27 protein-coding genes are annotated in these 24,077 nt (G+C 28.8%); 2 read left to right on the top strand and 25 right to left on the bottom strand.

What is annotated here, in order from left to right; genetic code table 11:
- Window positions 1–2: 2 nt before the first annotated feature.
- From ACZ5N4_RS12910 to ACZ5N4_RS12900, 3 genes are all read right to left on the bottom strand, one after another.
- Window positions 3–356 carry a DUF4280 domain-containing protein gene (locus tag ACZ5N4_RS12910; protein ID WP_464210526.1) on the bottom strand — a complete coding sequence of 118 codons (354 nt, stop codon included), beginning with the start codon at window positions 354–356 and terminating at the stop codon, window positions 3–5.
- Between the two features lie 100 nt (window positions 357–456).
- A complete protein-coding gene (locus ACZ5N4_RS12905) occupies window positions 457–948 on the bottom strand; it encodes an SMI1/KNR4 family protein (protein WP_464210524.1) in 492 nt (163 codons plus the stop codon).
- Complete coding sequence (locus tag ACZ5N4_RS12900) at window positions 948–1,286, bottom strand: HNH endonuclease (protein WP_464210522.1); 339 nt, start codon at window positions 1,284–1,286, stop codon at window positions 948–950. Before ACZ5N4_RS12900 ends, ACZ5N4_RS12905 begins: the two co-directional genes overlap by 1 nt.
- 255 nt (window positions 1,287–1,541) lie before the next feature.
- On the opposite strand from ACZ5N4_RS12900, the gene ACZ5N4_RS12895 reads away from it, so the two are divergent.
- Window positions 1,542–1,679 carry a hypothetical protein gene (locus ACZ5N4_RS12895; RefSeq protein WP_464210520.1) on the top strand — a complete coding sequence of 46 codons (138 nt, stop codon included), beginning with the start codon at window positions 1,542–1,544 and terminating at the stop codon, window positions 1,677–1,679.
- Window positions 1,680–1,824: 145 nt separating this feature from the next.
- On the opposite strand, the gene ACZ5N4_RS12890 is transcribed toward ACZ5N4_RS12895, so the two are convergent.
- Both ACZ5N4_RS12890 and ACZ5N4_RS12885 read right to left on the bottom strand, forming a co-directional pair.
- Complete coding sequence (locus ACZ5N4_RS12890) at window positions 1,825–1,953, bottom strand: hypothetical protein (protein ID WP_464210518.1); 129 nt, start codon at window positions 1,951–1,953, stop codon at window positions 1,825–1,827.
- 57 nt (window positions 1,954–2,010) lie between these two features.
- Window positions 2,011–2,136 carry a hypothetical protein gene (locus ACZ5N4_RS12885; protein ID WP_464210516.1) on the bottom strand — a complete coding sequence of 42 codons (126 nt, stop codon included), beginning with the start codon at window positions 2,134–2,136 and terminating at the stop codon, window positions 2,011–2,013.
- 136 nt (window positions 2,137–2,272) lie between these two features.
- Here ACZ5N4_RS12885 and ACZ5N4_RS12880 point away from each other — a divergent pair, with 136 nt between their 5' ends.
- Complete coding sequence (locus tag ACZ5N4_RS12880; RefSeq protein WP_464210514.1) at window positions 2,273–2,431, top strand: transposase; 159 nt, start codon at window positions 2,273–2,275, stop codon at window positions 2,429–2,431.
- A gap of 435 nt (window positions 2,432–2,866) precedes the next feature.
- Here the strand turns inward: ACZ5N4_RS12880 and ACZ5N4_RS12875 are convergent, their stop codons facing one another.
- The 20 genes from ACZ5N4_RS12875 to ACZ5N4_RS12780 all read right to left on the bottom strand — a co-directional run bounded on the left by ACZ5N4_RS12875 (window position 2,867) and on the right by ACZ5N4_RS12780 (window position 24,056).
- Entirely contained in the window at window positions 2,867–3,409 is a 543-nt protein-coding gene (locus ACZ5N4_RS12875) for an SMI1/KNR4 family protein (RefSeq protein ID WP_464210512.1), read from the bottom strand.
- 27 nt (window positions 3,410–3,436) lie between these two features.
- Window positions 3,437–6,517, bottom strand: coding sequence for an HNH endonuclease (locus ACZ5N4_RS12870; protein ID WP_464210510.1), 3,081 nt, complete (start codon window positions 6,515–6,517; stop codon window positions 3,437–3,439).
- 24 nt (window positions 6,518–6,541) lie between these two features.
- Window positions 6,542–6,937, bottom strand: a complete 396-nt coding sequence (locus tag ACZ5N4_RS12865; RefSeq protein ID WP_464210508.1) for a DUF4280 domain-containing protein — start codon at window positions 6,935–6,937, stop codon at window positions 6,542–6,544.
- A 32-nt stretch (window positions 6,938–6,969) separates the two neighbouring features.
- The gene (locus ACZ5N4_RS12860) at window positions 6,970–7,494 is read right to left on the bottom strand and encodes a hypothetical protein (RefSeq protein WP_464210506.1); all 525 of its coding nucleotides are present in this window, start codon (window positions 7,492–7,494) and stop codon (window positions 6,970–6,972) included.
- Window positions 7,495–7,507: 13 nt separating this feature from the next.
- A complete protein-coding gene (locus tag ACZ5N4_RS12855) occupies window positions 7,508–8,107 on the bottom strand; it encodes a hypothetical protein (RefSeq protein WP_464210504.1) in 600 nt (199 codons plus the stop codon).
- Between the two features lie 315 nt (window positions 8,108–8,422).
- Window positions 8,423–9,841, bottom strand: a complete 1,419-nt coding sequence (locus tag ACZ5N4_RS12850; protein WP_464210502.1) for a contractile injection system protein, VgrG/Pvc8 family — start codon at window positions 9,839–9,841, stop codon at window positions 8,423–8,425.
- Entirely contained in the window at window positions 9,841–10,440 is a 600-nt protein-coding gene (locus ACZ5N4_RS12845) for a hypothetical protein (protein ID WP_464210500.1), read from the bottom strand. Before ACZ5N4_RS12845 ends, ACZ5N4_RS12850 begins: the two co-directional genes overlap by 1 nt.
- A 62-nt stretch (window positions 10,441–10,502) precedes the next feature.
- Window positions 10,503–11,282, bottom strand: coding sequence for a phosphatidylinositol phosphate kinase family protein (locus ACZ5N4_RS12840; protein ID WP_464210498.1), 780 nt, complete (start codon window positions 11,280–11,282; stop codon window positions 10,503–10,505).
- Window positions 11,283–11,320: 38 nt separating this feature from the next.
- On the bottom strand, window positions 11,321–11,710 hold the full coding sequence (locus ACZ5N4_RS12835) for a hypothetical protein (RefSeq protein ID WP_464210496.1): 390 nt from the start codon (window positions 11,708–11,710) through the stop codon (window positions 11,321–11,323).
- Window positions 11,711–11,822: 112 nt separating this feature from the next.
- Entirely contained in the window at window positions 11,823–14,453 is a 2,631-nt protein-coding gene (locus ACZ5N4_RS12830; RefSeq protein WP_464210494.1) for an Hsp70 family protein, read from the bottom strand.
- 27 nt (window positions 14,454–14,480) lie between these two features.
- Window positions 14,481–15,179, bottom strand: coding sequence for a hypothetical protein (locus tag ACZ5N4_RS12825; RefSeq protein ID WP_464210492.1), 699 nt, complete (start codon window positions 15,177–15,179; stop codon window positions 14,481–14,483).
- Complete coding sequence (locus tag ACZ5N4_RS12820; RefSeq protein WP_464210490.1) at window positions 15,176–16,456, bottom strand: normocyte-binding protein; 1,281 nt, start codon at window positions 16,454–16,456, stop codon at window positions 15,176–15,178. The genes ACZ5N4_RS12825 and ACZ5N4_RS12820 overlap by 4 nt, the downstream gene beginning before the upstream one ends.
- Window positions 16,457–16,487: 31 nt before the next feature.
- Complete coding sequence (locus tag ACZ5N4_RS12815) at window positions 16,488–18,350, bottom strand: PP2C family protein-serine/threonine phosphatase (protein WP_464210488.1); 1,863 nt, start codon at window positions 18,348–18,350, stop codon at window positions 16,488–16,490.
- Window positions 18,351–18,379: 29 nt separating this feature from the next.
- The gene (locus ACZ5N4_RS12810) at window positions 18,380–19,246 is read right to left on the bottom strand and encodes a PP2C family protein-serine/threonine phosphatase (protein WP_464210486.1); all 867 of its coding nucleotides are present in this window, start codon (window positions 19,244–19,246) and stop codon (window positions 18,380–18,382) included.
- Window positions 19,247–19,257: 11 nt separating this feature from the next.
- Complete coding sequence (locus ACZ5N4_RS12805) at window positions 19,258–19,761, bottom strand: FHA domain-containing protein (protein WP_464210484.1); 504 nt, start codon at window positions 19,759–19,761, stop codon at window positions 19,258–19,260.
- Window positions 19,762–19,817: 56 nt separating this feature from the next.
- Window positions 19,818–20,324 carry an FHA domain-containing protein gene (locus tag ACZ5N4_RS12800; protein ID WP_464210925.1) on the bottom strand — a complete coding sequence of 169 codons (507 nt, stop codon included), beginning with the start codon at window positions 20,322–20,324 and terminating at the stop codon, window positions 19,818–19,820.
- A gap of 80 nt (window positions 20,325–20,404) precedes the next feature.
- Window positions 20,405–20,848, bottom strand: coding sequence for a J domain-containing protein (locus ACZ5N4_RS12795; protein ID WP_464210483.1), 444 nt, complete (start codon window positions 20,846–20,848; stop codon window positions 20,405–20,407).
- A 99-nt stretch (window positions 20,849–20,947) separates the two neighbouring features.
- Window positions 20,948–21,373 (bottom strand): membrane-associated protease 1, encoded by a 426-nt coding sequence (locus ACZ5N4_RS12790; RefSeq protein ID WP_464210481.1) that lies wholly within the window; start codon window positions 21,371–21,373, stop codon window positions 20,948–20,950.
- A gap of 28 nt (window positions 21,374–21,401) precedes the next feature.
- Entirely contained in the window at window positions 21,402–21,827 is a 426-nt protein-coding gene (locus tag ACZ5N4_RS12785) for a membrane-associated protease 1 (protein ID WP_211140790.1), read from the bottom strand.
- Between the two features lie 63 nt (window positions 21,828–21,890).
- Window positions 21,891–24,056 (bottom strand): transcriptional regulator, encoded by a 2,166-nt coding sequence (locus ACZ5N4_RS12780; RefSeq protein WP_464210478.1) that lies wholly within the window; start codon window positions 24,054–24,056, stop codon window positions 21,891–21,893.
- Between the last annotated feature and the right edge of the window lie 21 nt (window positions 24,057–24,077).

The following is a 24,077-nucleotide window of genomic DNA, read 5'->3' as shown; positions in this document are numbered from 1 at the left end:
ATTTACTCTTTCTCTTGACCATTTGTTTCAAATTTTATTTTCCCTCCATATTTACATATAAGCACTGAATCTGTTGTAAGAGCTGGTTCTCCTTCAACTAATGTTTCTTCTTTTACATTCATCCAGTCTTTTAATATTTGTACGCAGCATTTCTTTCCTTCAATGGTTTGTCCATTTTCTGCTATTAGACAAATGTTTCCTCCATTAGATGGGCATCCACCATTACATATTCCAAAATAGCTTATGTTATTTTCCTTCCTATCGGTTTTATTCATCATAGGTTTCTCAGCTACATATGAGCCATGACTTACTGGAAGATTTATTTTTCTAGCATGGGTTCCTTTGTCACATCTCATTTTTGCTCCTCTTTATTATTTTTTTATCCATAACAAAAAGACTAACAGCAGAATCACTATCCACTGTTAGTCTTAATATAAAATAATTTAACAACCTAAATTAATATAAACTATTTATAAAGTGTGTAAAAGAATCATCTATATAATATATTGTCTTTCTTTGAAGATTTTCTAATGTATTATATCTTAAAATTTCTTCTTCAAACTCATCTAAGTTTTCTTTTGTTACTGCTATCTCATGATACCAAAAAACTATTCTAGGATTTATTTCGCTTTCACTGTAGTCAAAGCAAATATAATTTCCACTTGGATCACAACCAAATGGGATAACTTTATTAGGTAGCGCTTTTTTTATACACGAATATACTTCCATAATATTTTCCATACTTTCTTCATTAAAAGATAAAAGCCCAGCAAATATTTTTTGATTATTTCCTAAATCAAAGCAATTAGGTTCTGCATTAGCTCCATGATTATAAATGGCACATTCTATATAATCATTGGGGAATTGAATTCCAAATTCAATTCCTACTTTCTCTATATATTCTCTACTAATTTCTTTTTCAGTGTATTTCCACTTAATTTTAGACATTATTTTATTCCTCCGCCCCATAGTTCTTTTCCACCTAAGTGTCTTGCAGAATCATGTACATTTACTAATACTAATTGCATTTTTCCAGATACTTGATGATGATGCCATCTTAATCCATCTATTCTATATTCCCCTGAATTTATCTGTTGCAGTTGTTTTTCATTAAATATTTCCTTTTCTATAGTTCCATTATTTATTGCTTCCTTTAACTGTTTAACACACTCATTAAATTGTATTTTATCTGGTTCTAAAAATAAACTTTTATCTAACTTTAATTCAAATTTAATGTTATCTCCATTAAATATTGGAAAACCCAAAACATCATATTTTATGTTCATATTATGGCCTCCTACTCGCATAATTAATTTTGTAGGTAGTTTTAATTGAATTTCCAGTAATTAAACTTGCTACAAAATCAAAAAATTACTGAAAACTTTAAAGACAGTATAGAATTACTCCTAAACATCAAGATTTATATTCGGAATAGGCCTAGGGATATTCAAGTTCTTATTAGTGCTATGGTGTTGATGAATTACAAATTAGTGAGAATCCTATACCAGTTCTTTTTAATATATTCAAAAGGTGGTAATACCATGGATAACACTTTAAGAACTACTCTATTTATTAGTATAAATGTTAGTTCAAAATCAAATTATTTCTTTGCTTTAGATTTTTTCGACAAAAAACTTTTATCATTTAGTGTAAAAAACAACCTTCCTGGCTCTGAATAAATAGTAGTCAGTATTTTAACATATCTAAAATAACTTAACACACCTTACGATTGCTATGGAATCAGCTTCATTCTATAGTTGGCACATAACTAATACACTCGCTAATAACGAAGTTTTAGTCTGGTTTAAACCTAAAATTTACTGTCTATTGTACATACAAGAATTCTTTTGTTGATATAGATAAAATCGCTCCAAAGGATGCTTTTGTCATTGCTGACTTTGCTAAAGTAGGTAAAATAACTACTTCCCCTTGGAGCGGAGGAAAATATATCATATTACAGAGACTTACTAGATGGAGACTTCATCTAATAGAATATAAGTCGCGAAAACCTTATACCCTATCAAATACATTTTTAAAGTTTAGTGAACTAGCTGTACTTGATAAGGAAGAAAATCCATTTTCAAATACATTTGGAACCTCATCAATAGCAATTCTAACTGACTTCATGTCTATCAAAGAGATTGCTAATGCAAGTATCGAATATTTAGTAGCTTTTTTAGCAAAAAAAGTAAGAATCGATTTTCTAATCCCAAATCAACTGCTAAATTATTACAAAAGGCAGCTAGAGACTCTTATCGTTTAGATAAAGCTATTGAAAAAGCAGTTAATCGAATTAATAATCTCAATTTCAATTCTACTATCAGTCACTGGCATTGACCCTATATATGCAGCGTGTCTACTAGCTGAATTAGGCGATATACCTAAATTCAATAATCAAGTTTCTGTCGTTAAATATGCCGGTTTAACTTGACGTAAAAAGTAATCTGGTAACTTCACTGCGGATAATACTTTCCTTATTAAAACGGTAATAACTATTTACGTTATTACATTGTAGAAGGTTCCGCTAGCGTTATTAAATTTAATAAAAATTATCTTGATTATTTATTATCATAAAATGTATGATAACTCCTTAATACATAAAAATAAAAGAACACTTTCACTAACTGGTCGTAAACTTGTTAGATTGATTTTTGCTTTACTACACAATAATCAGCTTTATGCTTCTAATGAGGTAATTGGAAAATCTATAATTTAATATTTTTTGGAAATTTACCTAACTTAATTACCAATTAAAAATTAGTAATTAAGTTAGATTTATTAAAGTTACTCTTTTTTAGATAAACCAAACTTTAAAATTTCCAATTTAATTAAAAATTTATCTTGACGCGTTACCAGTCTTCTTATATTATTCTTCCTCATATAGCATATTCAAAAACTCATCAAAAGAATTTGCTACAAATTGTAAAGTTTTACGTTGTAATACTTGTATAGCATCTTTTTCAGATTCATATTCATCAATATCTATTCCAGAGTCCTCCCAATCACCATCAATTATATCTAGTGAGACACAGTTATCTTGATTTAGAAATACTATTCTAGGACTCACTAAGTTTTCTTCATAATCAAAGCATATATAATTCCCACTTGGATCATCTGCAAAAGGGATTACACATGGAGGAATTGTTCCATACTGTTCATCAGTTTCATTAACATAACACTCTAATAATGTATAACTATGACGCTTAACATAATCAAGAAATTTACCAAAGACTCTTTCCACACCTTCAACATTAAATAGCTTTTGAACAGGTCTTGCTCCATGATATTTTATTACACATTCTTTATATCCCTCTGGAAACTTAAATCCTACTCTCTTTTCAACTTCCTCAATTAGCGCTCGATCTAGTAGCTGATCATCATAAATATTCCATTTAATTCTTTCATTCATATAATCATCTCCATATATATATTATACTTATCTATTTTCATTGCCCCCTCCCCATAACGCTTTTCCACCAGTATGCTTTGCTGGGTTATGAGGAATATCTTTTACTAGCTGCATTCTACCAGTAACTTGATGATGATGCCAAATATATCCTTCAATTCTTTCATCCCCGTTTTTAATTTGTTCCAACTGTTCAGCTGAAAAAATACTGCTATCTATTTCTCCTTTTTCTATTGCTTCTTTCAATTGTTTAGTAGATTCCTTAAATTGGACATTATCACTTGCTGTATATAAGCTTTCTTTTAAATTACCTTCAAATACCTTGTCACCATACTCAAATATAGGAAATCCTAAAACATCTCGTTTAACACCCACTTTATCCACTGTACCTGCATATTTCTGATTTATTAAACGAGCACCTTTTCCATTGTTTAAATAGTTTTCAAGATTAGTAACAACTTCACTAAACTCTTCTTTACTATTATACCCCATAGCTTTGAGTTCATCATCACTAACTTTTTCTAGAAAATCATCTACACTTTCATATCCTTTTGGTATAACCCATTTTTCTACTACTTTTCCTGACTTATCTCTTCCTGTAGCAACCACAGAATTATATTCTACTTTATGAAACTCGTTATTTCCTCTATAGCCTTTATAGAATTTAGATTCATCTCCAGAATTTCCAGTCATCTTAGAATACATATTCTTAAAGTATGATGTTTCTTCTTGTGGATTATTAACATATATACGTCCTGCAGTAGTCTCCAATTGTTCTTCTAAACCAAGAGCTTTTCTAACATTATATCTTGCTTGATTAATAGCATTTACGCCATCATCTAGCTTTGATGCACCTGCTCGTAATAAGTCATCAACTTTATTATCAATCTTAGTCGCTACCTCATTAAACTTATTAGCTGCCCTATCAACCAGATCTTGAGCACTATTCTTTATGCTAGTTACTACATTATCAACCTTATTTGCTGCTTTCTCAAACAATTCTCTGCTAGTCTTACTAAATGCACCTAATATATCATCTGCTTTTCCAGATACTTTACTTAATATATCCTTAGCACCACTAGATAATTTACTTAGTACTTTTCCAATAGATTTAGTTACATAAGGTGAAACCTTTGATATAAGTTTTCCTGCTCCATGTAATAGTCCTCCTGTAGCAGCTCCAATTAGTCCATCAAACAATGTTTGACCTAAGCTAAATTTTCCATCTATTGCTTGATTTAAAATGCTATCAACCATGCCATTTATTCCACCAAATGCCATGACTCTGCCTACACTGCTAAAGCCTCCAAAAGGACCAAATATAGCTCCAGATACTGCACCTGTAAGAGCTCCCTTTAGGGCATTTTTTGCATACGTTCCCAGACTACTTTGCGTACCATTCATCTTGTCAGATATTGCAGTACTTACTACTGCACATGCTGCACCTATACATGCCCCAAGAGCAGCCCCTAAGAATACTGCCCCTATTCCACAAGTAGCTACAACAGCGACTACTGCTACTGCTGCTAATACGCCTACTGCTAATCTTCCCCAATTAAATCCTTTCTTTTCTTGCTTCTTTTCCTGTTTTTTCTCTTGTTTCTTCTCTATCTTTTGGCCTGCCTTTGGTTCATCATCAAATGGAGGATATGTCTCTCTATCGCTTCCATTTTTTATTACATTATCTCCCAAAAAATGAAACTCGTTTTCTATTGAAAAACCACTTTGCGTACCTGTTTTGGCTGCAAGTATCTGACTTTGCGCTTTTATACTTACACTTTGTGGTGTTTTTATTATTATTTCACCATCTGCATTTAAACTTAACTTTTTAGGACTTTTAAGGGTTACCCCAACATTATCATCAAAACTTATACTAAGGGGCTCTTTTGATCCACCTTTTATATTTACTGCACCTGGAGTCATTTCTATTTCGCTGCCATGTTCTGTTCCAAAATATCTTTTAGTTGTATCTGATGTTTTAGCACAGCTGCTTCCGTTTTTTCTTACACAACCTGTTACAATTGGTACTTCGCTGCTTTCATTCGAAAAATAAAGTCTTGCACTTGTTCCAACTATGGGCATTGAGTACATTGCATTTCCTGTGGGCGGTGCATATGGAAACCAGGCGGCTTCTTTGTTTTGTCCTTTGTCTATATCAAGATGAAGTTTTACCTTTTCACCTTCTACAGCCGCAACTTTCCCTTCAAGAGACCCTCCACTTAAAAGTGAATTATAAATTTTTGTTTGCCATATACCGTTTTTTCTACATAAATGGTACTTATAAATTACTTCATCCTTTAAAGCATAAGCTGAATATTGATTTACATAAAGCTCCTTATTTTTAAACCGGATGTTATCTCCAACTTCATACTTTTCTCTTCTTTCTATTTCACAATAAAAGTAATCTGTATCATGTCCTGCTTCAATTCCACCTGCTTCATGAAATCTTTTTAAATTCTTATGAGCCTTATAAAAACCTATATCTTCTATTTCATAATTTGCTTTAATTGGTCTCCCAAAATAAAACATATTACGTGTTTCCATTATATCACAAAATAATTCTGAATTTAACTCACTAGCTATTCTCTTTAAAAAGTTCCAATCAGTTTCTTTGTATTGGAATAATGTCTTTCCTATTGTTTGTCCTTCTGCTGTGCATTGAGTAAAACTATAACCTGAATAATCCTTTAAAAGTATTCCTATAAGCTCATCATATGTCATATTAGTATTTTGAAAGGATCTGCTTTTTTCCTTTATATCTAGCTCAAAGCTTGATGTAAGTGCTTGTATTTCTAAGTAATAAACTCCGTTGACATTACTTGTCTTAATGTTTTGCACTATCCCATTAAATAATATCTTACTTTTACTTTCCTTTACTACATTAATATTTACAGGACTTTCATTACTTGCATTTTCATCTTCTGTTTCTTCATAAATACATATTTTATCACTAGTAGACGCATTTATAGCAGACTGAAAATTAATTGAATCATCTATTAAACATTTTAAATATAAATATCCATGTTCATTAGGTTTATTATCAATTCTTATGTCTTCTATACGTAGTAATTGATAAGGAGATTTAACTCTTAGTGCATGAAGTACCCCCATTTACTTTCTCCTTTCCTATTTTATTTACTCTTTCTCTTGACCATTTGTTTCAAATTTTATTTTCCCTCCATATTTACATATAAGCACTGAATCTGTTGTAAGAGCTGGTTCTCCTTCAACTAATGTTTCTTCTTTTACATTCATCCAGTCTTTTAATATTTGTACGCAGCATTTCTTTCCTTCAATGGTTTGTCCATTTTCTGCTATTAGGCAAATATTTCCTCCACTTGATGGGCATCCACCATTACATATTCCAAAATAGCTTATGTTATTTTCCTTCCTATCGGTTTTATTCATCATAGGTTTTTCAGCTACATATGAGCCATGACTTACTGGAAGGTTTATTTTTCTAGCATGGGTTCCTTTGTCACATCTCATTTTTGCTCCTCTAACTATATAATAATTGTCTCCACCACTCATATCTTTTCACTTCCTATTTCTAAGTTTTAAGCTTATTCAACTTGTAGTCTCTCAAGTTTTATTCCTTTAAAGTCACGTCTTAGCAAACTTTCAGCAACATCAAGTCTTACTACTATTAATGGCTTTAAACTCTCTTTTACTTTAAAAATCTTCTTACCTTGAATTTTTTCTTTATCTAATACTATTTTTTTAACTACTGTTTTATCTAAATTAAGCTCTGCATTATCACTTAGAGATTCAACCTCTTCAAATATAGGTAAAAAATAATTCTCCTGTCTATCATGAAGTGAATCAATAAGTGCTAAGCTTTTAAACAAAATATCCCTATCATATCTTTCAATTATTTTCTTCATACCTTCTAATATTAAAAACAATTGACTATCTAAAATATCCAGAAACTCACAGTTGTCATCAGTACTAACTTCAAATATTGTAATGTCTTCAATTTTGTGAGCATTTAAAAGATTAAGATTTTTTATGTTAATTTTTTTAAATACATCAATAAGCCTTGGAGTATTTGTATATCTTTCATCTTGCTTTAATAAAAAATAATCCATAATTTCTCCTTCTCTATTCTTTTTCAGGATATATTACCTCAGCCACATCCATATATTCTCCTGCTAATATCATGATATCTTCTGTTTTTTTCATTTCTTCATAAAAAGATGTTTTTATAAATTTTCCTATCATGCCCTTTAAAAATTCCACCGCTAGAATATGATATTTATCAATTTCTTTAAGCATTATATTCTCTATATCCATATCAGTTATATTTTTTCCGTACTCTTTTTTCTTTTCTTTAAGTTCTTCACTCTGCTTGGAAATTGAATCAAAAATAAAGTTTAAATCTATATTTATAGAACATTCTTTCTTATCCAAAAACCAATTTTCATCATACAAATCAATTCTGTATTCCCCTCTATTTTCAAGAATACTCGTTCTAAGTAAAGAGAAATAAATATACTTAATTTCCCCCTTTAATTGCTTTTCCTGAAAACATATAGCCTGTCTACATACCTCATCAAATGTTGAAATCAAATTTTCTTCTATAGCATCTTTATCACTCTTATACATTTCATCGATTACAAGGAATTCATTAACCCATCTATCAACCACATACTTTTCTAGAAATTCTTCTAATATTTCTCCTTTATTTGCTTGTATTATCATAGTATACTCTCCACCTCCCCCTTTTTAGTAATTTCCCCTTATAGATATCCAACTTCGATAATTGACTTAACCAAGGTATTCATAGGGGTACATCTGGCAGTACATTTAATGATTTTATGTTAGCTCTTGGCGAAGCTGCTTTAGAACATCTACAATCTTAAATACTGTTTGAGCATAGCGAGTTTATTTAAGATTGTTGAGGTTCTTAGCAGCAAGCCTTAGAGATAACTAAAATTATTAACAGTACAGAAGAGGTACCCCTATGAATACCGCTAATAAGTCAAGCACCCAAGTTGGATATCTATATAAAAATACTTACTCAATCTTAACCTTTCCACCACTCATAGTTACATTATCTTGTATATTCATGTTAGCCCCTGCTTGAGTTAAAGCAACTCCACTATCTCCTTGAATTGATACCTTTCCCCCTCCAGTTATCTCAATATCCTGTTTAGCATCCAAAACTATTTTTTTATTGCTCTTAACTTCTATTCCACCATCATCTGTTAATCTCATAAGTAAATTTCCGTTCCCTATGATTTCTACAGCTCCTGGCTTCATCACTACTTCTTTACCATACTTTGTTCCTATGCTTTTCACTGATGGATCACTACGTTTTTGAGAATTACTTGATTTGAGATTGGTTGAACTTATTGCGTATGCATTTTTCTCTTCGTTATCTGGGAAGTATAGTCTTATCGAATCACCAACCTCAGGCATACAGTACCAGCCTGTACCATCCGGTGATGAATAAACTGTTGAGTAGGGAAACCATCTTGCTCCACCTTTATTTTGCTTTCCATCTATCTGTAAATTAATTTTAACCACGTCATTTTTGGTATCTAAAATATTTCCCTCTAAAGATATACCTACAATTTTGTTGTTATAAATTTTCCTTACTTTTATTCCCTTCCCATCTCTTAATATATACTTATTTAAAATTACACCATTTAAAAGTTCCATTTCTGATTTGTATACATAAAGACTTCTGCCTTTGAAGTTAACTAGATTATATAAATACATTATTTTTCTTGTTATCACTTCATAGCTTATTAAATTGATATCATCTAAATCATCAACATCGTTTTCTGATTTAAGCTTGTATTCTTGTAATCCCTTCTTTATTGAATAGTTAAATTCATCAAGCTTATATGTTTTGCAGCATCCCGAATTTCCTATTGAATACTTCATATCATCTAATTGACACTCTGATACTACTGGAACATTAAAATGTGAAGCTAATCTTTTTATAAATTCCCAATCTGTTTCTTTATATTGAACTATTAACTTGTCTATTTTACTTCCATTTGTAATACTATCTAACATTTGAAGATTGTTATATCCACTGTTTACAATATTAAAAACCTCTCCATAACTTGAGTTTTCATTTTGAAATGTTCTGCTCTTTTTCTTTATATCCATTAAAAAAGTTCTGCTTAAAGCTTCTATCTCTAAAGTTCTAACATCTTTATTTGCATTAACTTGAATATTAGTAACAACTCCTTGAAAAATGTTAGTCACAGAATTTTTATCATCTTTTACTGACATTGAAATACTTGCTTCAGCATCTGCTGTTTCAACATATTTATCAGCATTTTCTTCATCAATTATTCCACTTATATAAAGTTTTGCATGCTCATTTAATTCTCTAGTTACCTTTAATCTTGTTATTTTCTGAAATTTATAAGGTGCTATTAAAATATCTCCTTGAGTATACATATATTCCTCGCTCATTAATCTTCATCTCCCCTCTCTTCTTTTACTACTCTCACAGTATTAATAACTTGATATGCAACATCTCTCCAATCTTCATAATCTTTATAAAGACAACTGAAAGTTCCCATTAAAGTTTTCTCTTCAAATTCAAGAAAGAACATTAAATTATATAAAAAGTCATCTATTGCAGAACTCTTAAATTCAAAATATCCTATATTTTTAGAATCAACCTTTAAAACGCCATCTTCATAAAATACATTAGCTGGATTAGTTTTTCTTATAATACTCTTCATTCCATCTTTTAATTCTTCTACACTTTCTTCATCCAATGGACTATCAATAATATTTAGAGTTATTGTTATACTTCCATCTTCATTACTCTTTATTATTTCTGGACGACTTTCTGATGGATATTTAAATTTTCTTATTTCTAGTGGCATATCCTCAAAATCTTTTGGAATATATATTTTTAGCTTTTCATCAAAGAATTCTTTTTCTTCAAACTCATAATATCTCTCTCCAATTTTTATCGGACCATTACATATATTCCGTTTTTCCTCTCTTTTTTCCGCTTCATTTATAAAATCTAAGATTTTTTCATCAACTCTCTTGTCCACTTTTCCCATCCTCCCATAGTTTTATAATTTAACTAACACAACGAGATAATTTAATATATTTTTTAATCTATAATTATCTTCTTAAATCTTCCATTCCTTTTACGTCTACTACCGTCTTCTCCATCTTTTACTCTATTTAGTACATCTAAAAGGTAATAATATAATTCTTCATTTGAATAATCTTTTATTTCAATGTCCAATTTATATACTAAATAATTTGTTATTATTTCCTTCTCAATAGGCTCCTTACTTTGGATACAGGTCATTCCAAAAGATATATCCCAAGCTTCGCCAACATTGCATCTTAATAATTCCCTTCCAAATTGTCTTAAAATATCAGGATTTAAACTGCTTTCTCCATAAGCTGCATAAGGTACATTTATTGTATTTACTGTATCGTACTCTGTACACAAATCATTAAAATCCACATGATTAACTCTAAGCTTTGCGCCAATTCTTAACTTAAATCTGCATAACTCAAGTTCATTCCCCTTTAGTTCTAAATTCTCATCTAAATAAACTTCCGTAGAATAATTTATAAAATCATGATCAACTAATTGAGGTAAAAACTTTACCTTTAAAATCATCATTTTGTTATTACATTCATACGCAATTTTCTTATCCTCTTTTAAAAGGTAAATAACATCTTCATATTTTATTATTCCTTTTTGGATAACTACATAATTATCCGTTACATCAATATCGCATCCAGAAATTATTCCATTTGAATATCTTTTTAACCTTGCATCAAAGAATTCCCTCGGAAAATCTCTAAGCTCATTTAACATATCTATCTTCAAAAGTCGTCCACTATTAAAAAGCGGATAATTATTTTCAAACAATTCCTTCACCTCCTAAATTAATATGGCTCAGAATATATTTAATTTATTTCAGATTTATGCAAGGCTTCATCAATTTCTATCTTTTTATTTTTGTGATAATATATTGTTCCTCTTATTCCTTGGAAATAACATGTTGCAAAAGCAACACTTATTATAAGACCTACAATATTAATTCTAGAGTTACTCAGCATACATATATTGCTTAATATAAAACAAATGAATAATATAACTGCACATATCCTACTTTTTTTATATACTCCAAAAGCTAATCCGAGCTCCAAAATTATATATATTAGAGCATATAAAATTAATTCCGAAAAACCAAAATTACTTACCATTAATATTATTGCTATTAATGCTATTAGACTACATACTATAGCTAGCCTCCATGCACTCCTTATACACTTCAATGCTTTTTCATTATCCATAGTTCTCCTCCATTTTTGTTTTATTTAACTTTATATACAAATATTCCTTAACCCGCATTTTACAAAAATGAAAGGTATGCATTTGTTTCAGTTTTCACTACTTAACTTAAGACTACTTAAGCCCATCAAAAAAGTTTTGCTCCCATTTATCATTTTCAAAGTAGAAGAACTTTTCTTTTCCTATATAAAGTTCCTCATCTTTTCTTAAAACAGCAAGTACATAAAATCCCCAAAGCTCTTCTTCAGCCCATACAAAAAATTTTATTTCGTTGTTTTCTATATTATCTGTTTCATGTTGAATTATATTAGGATACATTTCTCCTATTGTCCTTGCATCTGTTCTTTCTAATTCCGCTTCATTAAATTGATAATTATATTCATATTTAACAGCATCATTATTATCTTTTAGATATAGTTTTAAGAGAATTCTATCCATAAATCTTGATATAAAGCCCTTAACTTTTTCCTTACCTTTAATTAAAACCTTTTGCTCTCCTGTGTGAGTATAGGCTGTTACTAGGTATGGAAGTGTTGGTGCTTTGCTTTCTATATTTATATCTGCATATCCAAAATTTCTGGCATATAAATACTTTAATGCTCCCTTAAGGCAAGATAGCTTTAATTCATACTCTTCTTTAGCTTCTTTTTTACTCTTATTAATTTCAATTATTCTTCCAGGTATGAATTCTTTTAATGCATCTTTAAATATTTCTACCTTACAGGATTGTCCTGTCAATTTAATAAGTGAATAATCAAATAGCTCATCATTTTCATAAAGTGTTTCTAAAAACTTCTTTATTATGTTATAAACATCACCTTTTATTAAGGTAGTTATTTCATATATGCTAAGTGAAATTTCTGGTGCTTCTTTTACAACCTGCAAACCATTTTTATTTACATAGGATAATTTCCACTTATCAAAATTTATTGTGTTATCTTCTGAATTTTTAACTTCTTTAGGTGTTAACATAACATTTAAGATATCTGGATTTGTAAAAAATAGCTTTTTGACTTCTTCTGCTAAGTCAAATAAGAAATAATAATTATTCCTCACTTTGCAATAATCTTCTTTGCTTCTAGTTTCATATAATTGAAACTTTGTAGGAATTATCTCTTCTACTTTTTCATATTCTTCATTTAAAGTCTCATATAGTTCATTAATTCCAGACTTGTCTATAAATCTGAATATATCGATTTTAAATTCATCTATTATAGCTTTCTTTATATTTTCATCTCTTTTAGCTAAAGAATTTGCCATTAAAATCTTTATAAGCTGCATTATTCTAAAGGTAAGATTGTTTCCACCAAAATCAGTATCTCCATTTTCATAAGATGTCTCTATGTCCAACTTATAAGAAACTCTACTATTAGATATACTAAAGCTGCATCCTGAAAGATCCGTAGTTCCCCCTCCGCAGTCTATGATAAGAGCTTTATACCATTCTCCTTGAACATATTTTTTTCTTTCAATTAGTTCAGAAATTGTATTATAAAGAACAGCAACACTTTCTTCTAATATGTTTTCACTTTTAACTGTATAATCACTTAATATATCCTTAAATAAAGTATGGAATTTATGTTTTTGCTTTGATGGACAAGATATATAAATATTCTTGAATTTACATTTAAATCTTTGTTCTGCTAAGGATATAACATATTCTAAATAAGCTTTTATGATATCTTTTCTTTTTATAAAGGTTGTTTTTTCATTAATATCAATTACCTTTTCACTTTTTTCAAAATCACTTATCCATCTCTTTATGTCATAAAATAAGCTCATTCCATCATCCATATATCTCTTTTTAGATTCCATCAATGCATCATATCCAAAGACGTATTCTATTTTATCTTCATTTATATGTTTAACCCCCACAACACTTGGTATAAGAGGTGTCATTTCTACATTCTCTTTAATTTCATTCATTATTTTAACGAATTTTACTTTATCCTCTTCATAATCTACATATTCCTGATTTTCTACTAAATTTTCATTTAACCCTGGGAATATTTCTTTATCTATATAAATGCCAGCTGTTGTATTTGATGTTCCGAAATCAATTGCCAGCGGCATTGTTGTCTCATTTAACGGCTTTACTTCAAATTGTAATATAGGAAAAGAATTAAAATTTATAGATGAATCCATAAAAGTTGTATTTCCTTCATAAATATCATAAAGCAGCTCTGAATCTTTTTCTGAAAAAAATAAAAGACTATAATGCTTGCTTTCAGATTCTTTTGCTTCTACATTTTTATTCTTTATTAGAAAATACTTGTCTTTGTTATTTTGTGTTATCTTTTTTATGTTAAATATACTGCATACTTTAAAGTTATTATCTACCAAAAGTACGTTGCTTTCTTCTAAATTTTCACTGCTATTTAAAACATAATTATCATAAACCTCAAGAGCTAAATTTTCATAGAGCGTTATCTTTCCTGGATAATCTATGTTTTTAGTGGTAATTATATTTTTCTTACTTCTCTTTAAAAACTTCTCAACTCTCTCAAGACCGCCAATCATGTAATGATTTATAAGCCTGCTGTCTTTTTCGCCTCTATATTTCATTATGAGCCTTATAAGCTCCTCTTTATCAAGAGGATTAACTATGCTCTTTACTAATTTTTCTTTATTACATATTTCTCTTAATTGGAATGTAGTCATGAGTCTTAAATCTTTTTCTTTATATTTAGTTTTTCCCTTTTCTTCTTCATTTACTTTATGTAACTTGTATGAATATAAACTCATATTATCCCCCTAAATTCTTAGTTGCTTTTATTCAACCATAACTATTTCATCCATTCTCATAGTATTATTAAGTCCTAAAATTCCAAAATGCTGATTCCAAAAGATTAGTGGCTTCATATCTATGGGTAAAAATGTGTCTAATATAACATCAATTTTATTTTGAAGTTTTTTATTCCATACCTCATCTAAATAAATATACATATCTTTTGGCTTTTCTTTATTTGAATAAACTATGCTATTTTTAAATACTTTTCTTAAAATCTTATTAAATAACTGAAGGGATACTCCTGTATTATATAAAGTTATAAGCCCATTTAATAAAGTATCACACTCTTCTTTTTCAAAGTAATGTATCTTATTAGCTAATTCTTCTCCAAATACCTTATTCACTATATCCTTCATTAAAAACTTCTTATAAACTTCTGTTTTACACAATCCTCTTTTAAGATCTAATTCTCCTAAATAATGTAATAATATATCTAGAAGTACTTCTCTAAGTTCCTTACTTTCCTCAACATTAATATTAAATAAATCCTTAAAAATCTCATAAAATCTGTAACACTCATTTACTTCTACAATATTGTCTTCTGGCAATGATACAGTATTAAGCTCATCAAAAGCAATTTCCATATAAGGACTGCATATTTTAGCTGGTACAAATTTTATTCCTTTTCTATTTATTTTTTGTTGATCCGCCTTTAATAATATATCCCAAATATATTTCATATCAATCTTCCTTCACATTTATATTCTGGATAAATTAATTGAACTTCTGATACTAAAAAGCTTAAAATATCTTTATTTAAATAATTGTCTTTATCTCTTGGTTCAAAATATAAAGTAAGAACTCTCTTTACATTTTCATCTCTTATTTCATCAATTATAAAATCATTTACTTCATAGCTGTCTTTAACTTCTGCTTTGCAAATTTCCTCCAATTTTACATTATTAAATTTTAAATATTCAGATGCTTTATAAGAGTTTATAACTCTTGCAAGTTCTGTTTTTGTCTTTATTGTGTATGTTTTTTCAAATGAGAGTTTATTAGAAAAATTAACATTAACTTCATTAGTCATAAGTTCATATTCATATTGATAAATTTTGCATTTATTGTAATTTATAATGCTCCATAATTTCCATGGCACTGCTTCATCTATTTTAGAAGATATTACTACTGATTCATTTGTTAACATAATATAGTTAATATCTACATTTTCAGAATCAACTAAGTATCCATTTTTTTCTCCTTCTTTTAAAATTGAAATGTTATGTTCATAATTAATTTTATCTATGCATGGTGTTGGAAAACCGCTGCATTTTAAGCTCAATTCTTTTATATTCCAAAGAGGCACCATGTCATATTTTATATATTTACTGTACTCTCCAAAATCCACTTCAATTTTAACTATATTTTCATCATCTTCGATTTTATCTTTACATCCTGCTAAAACTACATCTGCAATTTTATGAATATATGGATTATTAATAGTTGTCCATCTTATATTGCTATTTATAAAGCTTTTATATAATTTACTTACTTTGCCTGTATATTCTTTATTCTCAAATACTTTAAAATAAGCTTCATGAACTTTTTTATCTGTTTCTATAATTCCTTTTATTTTAAGATTACTATTAATAAATTCCTTAAAAATTAAATAGTCGCATTTAAGAAAAATCTTGAACATATTTTTAGGTTCTTTATTTTCAAGCAATTCTATAATCTCTTTTGTATCATATACCTGTTCTTCAATATCCTCTGATAAGATTGGATATAAAAAATCGTCAGTTAAGTCTATCTTTTCTCTTTTTGCTATTGTTGAATAAATATTGTATTTTTCTTTTGCATATTGAATCTCACTAAATACTCTTTGTTCTAAATCATTAAATCTATCTTCAGTGTATTGCTCTAAAGAACTAAATACACTATTCATTATTTTTTTTAGTAATGCTCTATCATCTAAGTCTTTAATTTCATTTAACTTCTCATAAAGTTTACTATCCACCTTATCACCTTGCTTTACTCTCTTATTATATTTACTGCCCTTGTCCTGTAGATTTTTCTACTATAGCTAATTTTTCATCTACCTTTGAGGCTTCATCTGCCATACCTAATTGGTTATATATATCCTTTGCTAAAAGATATAATACCTTAGCAGAATTAGCATCACCAGAAACATATCTTTTATTTGCCTCTTGTGAATATTGGTCTGCTTCTCTCTTCTTATCCGACACATCATTTATCTTTTTATCCATGAGTGTTATTTTTTCTTGTAATTCATTTGCCAAACTATGTGAATTTATATTTTCAAAAGCCTCTTTAGCTAAAGCATAGTACATTTTTGCACTTACGTAGTCTCCTGCTACATATTTTAAATCTCCATTTTTTCTAAGATCTATGGCCTTATTTTGTAATTCTTCTGCTGCTTTTTTCTCTTCTTTAGCATTTTTTGCATTCTCTTCTTCTTGCTTTTTACTATCTTCCTTAGCCTTACTTGCAGCATCTTCAGCTTGCTTTTTATCTGCTGCTGCTTTATCCTTATCTGCTTTTTCTTTATCTGCATCTGCTGCTTTCTGATCATATATTTTTTGCAACTTATCCATAGCTTCTTTTTTCTCATCTTTTAAATAATAATCTAAAGCTAATTTTTTAGCTTCCAGATAATTAGCTTCTGCTGCTGCTGCGTCCCCACCTTCTAGATGTTTATCACCTAAGGCTAAAAGATCTGCTACTGTAATACAATTTTTGACTATATTTATTTTTTTAAATATATATTCTCTACCTACACTACCAGCGTCACCTGCTTTTTCTAAAGCAAGTATATACTTATCTAAAGCATCTTCATATTTCTTTTTCTCTAGATTTTTATCAGCTTCCATGATTATTTCTGTATACTTATAGTCTTCATCTAAAGTCTTACTATCATCTTTAAGCTTATATTTTTTAGCTATATCTAAAGCTTTTTTATATTCTTCATTTGCTCTTTGAATATTTCCATCTTTCATATAATCTTGTGCATTTGCTTTACATTCACTCATAGTTGCAATATTATTAAGCTTTTGATGTCTCTTAACATTAAATGCTACAAGTCCTATTGTGATAATCAAAAGTATTGGTATAGCAGCTAATATAACCTTTTTTATTCTCTCTTTTTGTTTTGGATTTATATAAGCTTTTTCTACAAAGGTTAATGCCAAGGTATAGTTTTCTAATTTCTTCGGCTGCCTTGATAAAATCATATCTTCTATATTATCTGTTACATCTTTTGGATCCTTTGCTCCTTCTAGAGCGTCTTCCATTTCTTTATCATCACAATTTTCCCATATTCCTTTTGTAAGAAGTGCAAATACATCGCCATCTGAAAGTTTTATTTTCTTTGATACATATATATTACTTAAATCATTTTTACCTAAATAAGATGAAAGATTATTTCGTTCAGCATGCTTTGATATTTTATCTAATGGAATAATTTCTTTATCTACTAATTCTTGAGTTAAAGATTGATCTTTACTTTTTAATCTTAAATATCCATCCTTAAATAAATAAAATCTAGTATTACCAATAATAGAATAGATTAATTTGCTATAGTTTGTTATAACTACTGTAATTGATGCCTTTAATCTTACATATCTGCTGCTTAATATTAATTCCTCATTTACATTTTTTAAATATTTTTTTATGATAAATTTGTTCATAGTTGGCTTTGCTGTAAAATTTCTTATAAAGGCTGTTACTGCTATTTTGGCACTTTCTAGTTCCTTATCATCATCTATTCCATCTGCAATTACATAACATGCATAATCATCTAATTCAATAAATGCAAAATAATCTTTATTTTGTAGAAAAGCTCCCTCTTCTGATATAAAATTTGTTTTAAATTTTGAATTTAGCTTTCTCATCTTCCTCATCCTAACTTGGTTTTAATTCGTTAAAATTCTTTCTTGTTTTTGTTATCAAAATATTTCATAAGTATTATGCTTCCATTACAGTTATTGAACTTATTATTGTTTTTAATTTTTTCTATTATCTCTTCACATATATCATCTAAAGCTATGTTATTTTCTTCTAACATATCTTCAATTTCTATCCATTTTAAGCTTTCATATATTCCTTTACTCATGAGTACAATTATGTCATTTTTATGTAGTTTAATTGGGCTATCGCAAATCTCAATATCTCTAAAGGATTCTTGTCCAAGATAATATAGAAGCTTTTTTTCTTTTAGTGCATATACTGCTTCAGATTTTTGAAGGTTTCCTTTATAGTACTCTCTTTTAGCTACTTCATTAATAGCATGTCCTTCGCTTAATTTGACAAGTTCTTTATTTCTAAAAATAGCAAGCATACAATCTCCAACTAATGCGTAATATAATAAATCATCAATTACTACTGCACTTAATACACTAGCTCCACCTTTATCTTTTTCAACTCTCTTTATTATTTCATGATTAGCCTTGTTGAAAGCCTTTTTAAAAAAATATACTATCTTTTCTTTGCTGCCTTCTTCTAAAAACATTTTCGTTATTGTTTTACCTGATACAATACTTGAAATTCTTCCTGCTTCATTTTTTCCAAGTCCATCAGCTAAAACTGCTAATGTTCCATAAGGCGCATATGCTACATCTACATAGTCTTCTTGAATTTCCTCATACCCAATGCTTACTTTTTTCGCCACTTCTAAATTATTTTTATTTATTTTATTTAATAAAATTTTTCTTATGATTAATAAAATTATTAATAAAATTCCTAGTAAAAATATAAAATCTATTTTTGTGTATTTATTAACATTTAGCATATATCATACACCTACTCATTATCTTCCCATTCAAAATGTTCTCCACAAAAGGGTACAAATAAAAATTTACTTTTCCCAAGTTCAATTACATCATATGCAGAGAGTTCCGTCGGCATATATGCAGGTTCTCCATTTAAATAGGCTATACCTGAAGAATCTCCTGGTAATAAAACATTGTTCTTCTTTTTTGGATCATATACTACTATTGCATGATTTCTACTTGCAATGTGATTGTCACCTATTATTTGGATATCCATATCATCAGCTCTGCCTATAAAATTCTTGCCACTCTTTATTTTATAGTCTTTACCTACTCTCGTACCTTCAATGCATACAAGCCATCCACATACAGGCTCCACTTCTTGATATAAAAGATTTGTTTCTATATTCATATTTTCTTGAATAACTTCTTGTTTATTTTCTTTTTTTGCAGTATCTATGTTGCAATATGGGCATATATTACCATAACGTCTTTCACTAAACATATGCCCATTTTGACATCTAATAAGCCCCATATATCTCACTCCATTTCCTTTAATTTAAAGTTTAACTAATATTAACTGCTGCTGTGTTATTTAAGCAAAAGTTTAACTTTAAAAATAAATAGAATATCTCCTTTTTTTAATTCACAGGGAGTATCTTTTACAATTCTATATTTTTTCCCATCATCTATCTTTTGAATGCTGACTTCACTTGTAGTTGATAAATCTTCTATGTACCATTTTCCAGCAGCGTAGTTTAAAACAGCATGTTTATCTTCAATTAATGTTGAGTATATAGATAAATTCAAATCTATAAAAACATCATTATCTACTGTATTTTTTCCTATAAGAAATGAAACTCTTTCACCTATATCCCATCTTTTTACAATCTCATTTTCTTCATTAACTAATTCGATAGTGCTTATTTTATTTTCATCCTCTATAACTTCTGTTCTATGTAATCTATTGTATAAATTTACAAAACACACTACCCCCAAAGCTATAGCAATAACTATAATTATTCCTTTTAAATATATGGATTCTATTGTAATATAGCCAATTACACATATTAGTGCAGTTATGGCACCTATGAACATATTAATTAGCTGCACGGTTACTGTTAATTTGTTATTAAAATTTATATTGTTATTATTTCGATTCAAAGTAACTCACTCCATTACTTCTTTTTTATGCTAAAAAAACTTTTAAACATATCACTTGTATCTATTGGATTCTTTTTTTGATTTAGCTTATCTTTATCAATATCACTTGTATTTGCATCGAATCCAAAAAAACTTTCAAAATACTTATTTAAATTCTCTATACCATCACTTTTGTCTCTATATGTTCTTTTATCATTTTTTGATTTATTGTCATTATTGCTTGTTTTCTTATTGTTATTTTGATTAAAGTTAGATAACTTTTTGTCATATTCTTTTCTTGAATCTTCATCGCTTAAAACTTGATATGCTTCATTTATATCTTGAAATTTTCTTAAAGCATTCTCATCGTCTTTATTTTTATCTGGATGATACTTTTTAGCTAAAGTTCTAAAAGCCTTTTTGATTTCATCTTTAGTTGCAGTTACTTGTATATCTAATATTTTGTAATAGTCTTTCATATTACACCTCAGTTTTTTATTTTTATAGCAAAAGATTTTTCTCTTGAAAAGAAAATTTAATTTATTTTCAAGAGAAAAATCAATTATAGTCTTTTAATATTAAGCGCTATATCCACCTTCTATAGTCACTAAGCTTAACTTGTCCTTCTTTTGTCTTACTACAAGTTCAAATGTACCGATACCTTCAGTATCTCCAAAATGTTCTTTATAATCTACTACAAAAGCATTTGGATAAGTTATTTTTCTTATTACCTGGTCTGCAGAAATTACTTCTATAGTAACCTTTCTGTAACAATCTGCTTTTTCTGCTGGTACTAATGACCAAGTTCCCATTTTTCTTGTACTATCAAATGGATCTCCATCTACAGCAGTTAATATTTTACCACTTATAATCATTGTGCTTCCTACATCTTTTGAACGAGCATTTGTATCTTCCGGAGTATCTGTTATAAGCTTTACATTTTGAACGCTTTCTATGCTAAGATCAATTGTTTCTGCACCTTCAATTTTAACTTTAAATCCCATTTTCTCATGTCCTCCCTATTTTATTTTTTTATTCTCCGAATCCACCTTCAAATTTAACTTGAGCAGTCTTGTCTTTCTTTTGTTTAACATATAGCTTAAATGTACCTACACCTTCTCCATCACCATAATGTTCTTCGTAGTTAACTACAAAGGCATTAGGTAAAGTAAGTTGTCTTACTACTTGTGAAGCAGAAATAACATCTACTTGTACATTTCTATAACAATCTGCTTTTTCAGCAGGTACAAGTGACCATTGTGCTAATTTAATAGTACCATCCGCTGCCTCTCCGCCTACTGGTGTTAATATTTTACCAGTAATAACTAATGATGTTCCTAAATCTGTTGAACGTGCATTAGAATCATCTGGAGTATCTGTTTTAAATTCTACAGTTAGAACACTTTCAATATTTAAATTGATACTTTCTGCACCTTCAACTTTTACTCTAAAACCCATTTTTTTGTCCTCCCTTTAATTTTTATTTATAATTAAAATAGATATTATTGATATCTATTAAAATTAACTAGCATCGCTGCGTGTGATTTCAACTTCTAAGTTCTTAACATTACCATTAAATACAAGGTCGATATTACATGTTCCATTCTTATCGTTTATTATAAAGTTAATGTCATCACCATCTTGTATAATGGCATTTATATACTCTTTATGTGCCGTCCATTTACTCTTGACACTATTTGGATTATTACTAAAGAATTTAACAATATTATCCTCTTTAAAATCATTAGTATAGAATCTTAGTATTCTTTCTATATAAGTGGTTACTAATGTTTTATAGATTGATTCAAAATCATTTTCTGTAGCTTGTAAACTTCTCGCTTTATATACAGTTATTTGTTTTATCTCTTTTCCTTGTAATTGAGCATTTTCTGATGAAAAAACGAATCCAAAGTTTTTTCTATTTATTGAATTTTTGATTTCATTAGTAAATCCTGATATTTCTTTTGCTAGTGTTGTTGTAACTCTTAGTGCATTATCAGAGGATTCTATATCAAATCTAACTCCTGGATATTCACTAAACACGTCACCATAATATTCTTTTAAGTAATCTGGACATTGGTATGCAGCTGTAATTCCTGCTGCTATATATGAACTTCCAATATAAACCCCTTCTATCCAAAGTTTAAGAATATCTTCTTTTTCTTTAGATAATTCTGCAGAGCCATTTTCTGAAAAGATCATTCTCTTATCTAAAATTACTCCTGATTTTTCTTTTGGAATAACTGTAAAATTAGGTACACATGGAATTGCAAATTCACTATAAGTGTTGCGTAATAAAGGCGCACATTTATCTATAAATTTATCAATTCCAGCTGTTGCCACATGATTAAATGTAGTATCTTCTCTTGGTTCAAAACTAAAAAAGATTTGTATACGATATTTTTGAACTACATCTAAAAGCATTGATAAATCTTCCATAGTATTTGAATCTGTCTTTTCAACTTTCTTATTTGATTTAAATCTTTCTCTTTTAACTTTATTTTTTGTTTGTGCTTCAAGTTCAATAGATGGCACAATACCAAACCAAATCGCATTAGTAAAATCGTTTTTATCATTTACTGAACTTAAATAAGTTTTTAATCTTGGTAAATTATTAGAGCTAACTAATCTATTAAGCTTTGTGTTTGTAACTAATAAAGAAGGTTTCATTCCTTTATTCTTTGTTTGATATTGATCAAAGAACATTTTTACTCCTAAGATCTTCTCAATTAAAGGCTTAACTGTTTTAATAAAATCATCTTTAGCGCTCTTATAAAATTCTAAATAAGTATTATAGTTTTCTACTTCTACAGCTAAGTCAATTGAACTTTCCATAGTTGAAGCTAAAGGACAAAATGTTCTTACAACTAAACTCTTTACATAATCAGATTTAGTTTCATTAACCTCATCATAATCATCTTCAAAAGCTTCTATTAATCCTAAATTTGCATTGTCATCTATCGCAACTAAGGAAGTTTCTTCTTGCTTTGGAGCTTCTAAAACTTTTAGTTCTCCACTTTCTCCCATGCTTAAAACACCTATTTGCAATGGTACATCAGCATTTTTTTCACTATCTGCTCCAAGAAGAAGTCTTGTCTTTATATCTTCAATTGCTAATGGAAGCATTGCCATAATATTATTATAATTTCCACTAGCTTCTTCAAACATATCATTAAGCTTGTCCCCTAAATCTAATTTAGTTGGGTCTTCTTCATCTAAAGCTTCATACTTACTGTATGTATATTGAATTTCTTTTCTAGATTGTTTTATATCGTCCATAACTTTCTTTGGTGATATCATATCTAATAAATTTTCAAATTTAAAATCTACATTTGCTATTCCTTGTGCTCTTTTTGTATCAATTAAAGTGAAGAGCATTTTTAAGAAATCATTTGATTGATTAATTGGAATTTCTGTTACAAGTGCATCTGGAATATTTTCTGGTTTTTTTAATGTATACATAACCTTTTGATTATTTGCATTGTAGAAGGAATACACCACTGGAGCAAATTTATCTAAAAATTCATCAAAGCTATTAACTAAAAGAAGTTCGTTAATTTCCTTTATTTTGTCATCATTTAAACTATTTAAATCCTTTGTATCACCAACTACTGAAATTAAATCTAACCTTTCCGGATTTATTTCCTCAAATAAAATTGTTCTGTTAGTTTGTTGAATAACATCCACTCTTCTAAACCCTCCTAAAAA

The organism is Clostridium nitrophenolicum, from assembly GCF_055391695.1.
Note: the sequence above shows the minus strand (reverse complement) of the source record. Positions and strands in the feature narration are given on the sequence as shown.